Raw genomic sequence first — 2,353 nt, forward strand, 5'->3', positions numbered from 1 at the left:
AAGCGTGTTGTTGATGGTATGAAGCAATCCTTCATCGCGCCAGCGATAGAAGTACTTCTGCACGGTCGAGAATGGCGGGAAATCGGATGGCAGAAGCCGCTATGCTGCGCCAGAAGACGCGATATAAAGAAGCGTATTCATGACTTCGCGCAGATCCGTCTTGCGAGGGCGCGAGCGGTTTCAGTCCAGGTCATCGTGAGCTCCATCGAATGTAAGCAATCCGATTGAATCATAACCTGCTGTAATCGCTCAACCCTTTTTGGAACAGGCTCTTAGGCCTGCGCTCTAACAGATTTTCGTGGATAGCAACGATTTTGGAAGTGTCCGAAACATTGCGCATCGGATTCGAACTATGGGGTTTGATACTGAAGCGGCAATGACGAATTGTTTCTGGCTACAAACCAATCCAGTACATTTGTACCATCTTTTTGGAGCCCAAGATTGTGAGATCAATCAGCTTGGTTGCCGCTTTACGCGCGTCTTGATCGAATACGGATGCCACTTCAGGCTCCCGATCACACTCGTGGTATAGATGATCTTGCTGGATCAAAAGCAAAAAACGGACTGACTTACTTCCAGGCGCGCCGCTATACCTAGGCGAGGGAGGCGCATTTTCCGGCCATTGCTTCAAAACACTTAAGCTCCATTGCTGCAATTTCGGCATTCATGGCATCGTGTATTGGGCGCTAGTTGGTCCCCACGAGCTTGCGATTCACCTGAACAAAAATTTGGTTGTCACGAAACAGATGAAGGACGTATGTTTGGACCATCGTTGTGGAAAAGACGGAGGTAATAACGTTAGGGCTCTCTTAGAGCGCGTTTTGATCTGGCCGAATCAGATCGGCGCTCAAATTCTTTGTGTTAATGGGCACCACCTCCTAAACCGCTTCTCACTTTTCGGGATGCGCTCTAAGCCCGTCAACAAACGCAATCAAAATGTCCAGGAAGCCCTTTTTTTTAGATAGTGCATCTCCGAAAGCCATAATCGCTCCCTTAATTTCGGCAATCAAGCGCCAAAGAACCTAGCGCACGCCATCACTGGTAACGACCAGGGCCACGTAAACAGTCTTGCTGTTCACCGTCCAGCTGCTGCTATCGCGGATTTTCACGCGCGGTGCGTCGAAAATTACAATCGGATAGATTCGATCCAGCGCCCGGCTTTATCATTCTCGCACTTCATCCAGAACTGCACCCGTAACACAGCTGATCAGGTCAGGCGAACCCTCTGCTGGTGTTTAGCAACCACCCATTTACACATGGTCGCATTGAGAGTGTAGGTGAGGGCGGTCAACTGCGCTTGGTTAACTTGCGCCAGATCAGTATAAGCGGGGAAATACCGTCGACTGCGCTTGATGTTTTAAATTGAGCCTTTTTGCTTAGAGTCGGTTTTGAAAGTCATTGCTACCGTGCCAAACGCCTGACGAGCAGCATTACGGGGGCGGCATAGAGGAAAGCAGCAGCAGATTTCATTGACGCTTCGAAGTCCTTCGCGAGACGTCTGTTTCGATTGATCCATGCAAAAAAGCGCTCGACAACCCAACGGCGCGGCAGAACGGCGAAACCGATCTGATCTTTGTTCTTCTTGACGATTTCGACGGCAATACTGGTGTCTTCGGTGACGCGTTCGGTCGGCCTGTCCCGTGCAGCTCAGGAAGCATCGGCTGCAGAAGTTGCCATTCGTTTTCCGTCAGATCGGTCTGGTATCGCGTCGCGCAACGGCTATGCTGTACACCAGTCGTCGGGGCCCACATTGTAATCTTCGGAAAGTGTCGCAACATTCCGGAATCACAGGTGCCCAACTACTCAACCCATTTCAAAACGGCCTCTAAGGTGAGTTTGAATCACAGAACCAGCTTGTTGCCCCATTCCATCCTCCAAATCCCTGTAACCGATAAATTCGGAGCCTGATCAAAAGTAAAGCTGCGGCGCCTACGCGAGCCGTGTGTGCGTAGTTCGTCCACTGCCTTGAAGGGTTCGCCGTCACTTAAACCGTCAGTATCAATCGCCCTCGTCTAGTCACACCTTTTCTTCTATCCGTCGCCATGATATTGTTGGGGGGGCGCGAGGTAGATGCATAATAGCAAATTTTACGATATACCCCCGTCGCGACTCGTTGGATTTAACTATTTCAATATTAAAGATATTTTTGGCTATACGAAACCTAACTGCTCGTTTGCTATCGTTACTATGACAAAGCATGCGAGGTTCCGGAATGCTATCATTCTGCGATGCTCTAGGTGATGCCATGCTCTGGGGTGCAAGATTGAGGATTACAGCTCCGTTTTTTGGCTGGATGATGGAGGTGACATTAGACGTGAGCGTAGCAGCTCGCATCCGGAACGGCCAAGCATCC

General features: G+C 50.1%; 2 protein-coding genes and 2 pseudogenes. 1 reads left to right on the forward strand and 3 read right to left on the reverse strand.

Annotated elements, in window-relative coordinates; translation table 11 throughout:
• The 3 genes and pseudogenes from ACTJKP_RS26705 to ACTJKP_RS26715 form a co-directional block, all read right to left on the reverse strand.
• Positions 1–171 (reverse strand): annotated as a pseudogene (locus ACTJKP_RS26705) (transposase); the annotation flags it as partial.
• Between the two features lie 851 nt (positions 172–1,022).
• A complete protein-coding gene (locus tag ACTJKP_RS26710) occupies positions 1,023–1,151 on the reverse strand; it encodes a transposase (RefSeq protein WP_440632810.1) in 129 nt (42 codons plus the stop codon).
• Between the two features lie 250 nt (positions 1,152–1,401).
• Positions 1,402–1,644, reverse strand: a pseudogene (locus tag ACTJKP_RS26715) (transposase); the annotation flags it as partial.
• Here ACTJKP_RS26715 and ACTJKP_RS26720 point away from each other — a divergent pair.
• A complete protein-coding gene (locus tag ACTJKP_RS26720; protein ID WP_440632809.1) occupies positions 1,583–1,756 on the forward strand; it encodes a hypothetical protein in 174 nt (57 codons plus the stop codon). The pseudogene ACTJKP_RS26715 and the gene ACTJKP_RS26720 overlap by 62 nt on opposite strands.
• The last annotated feature ends 597 nt before the right edge of the window (positions 1,757–2,353 follow it).

This window comes from Brucella sp. 22210 (assembly GCF_052045675.1).
Lineage (GTDB): Bacteria > Pseudomonadota > Alphaproteobacteria > Rhizobiales > Rhizobiaceae > Brucella.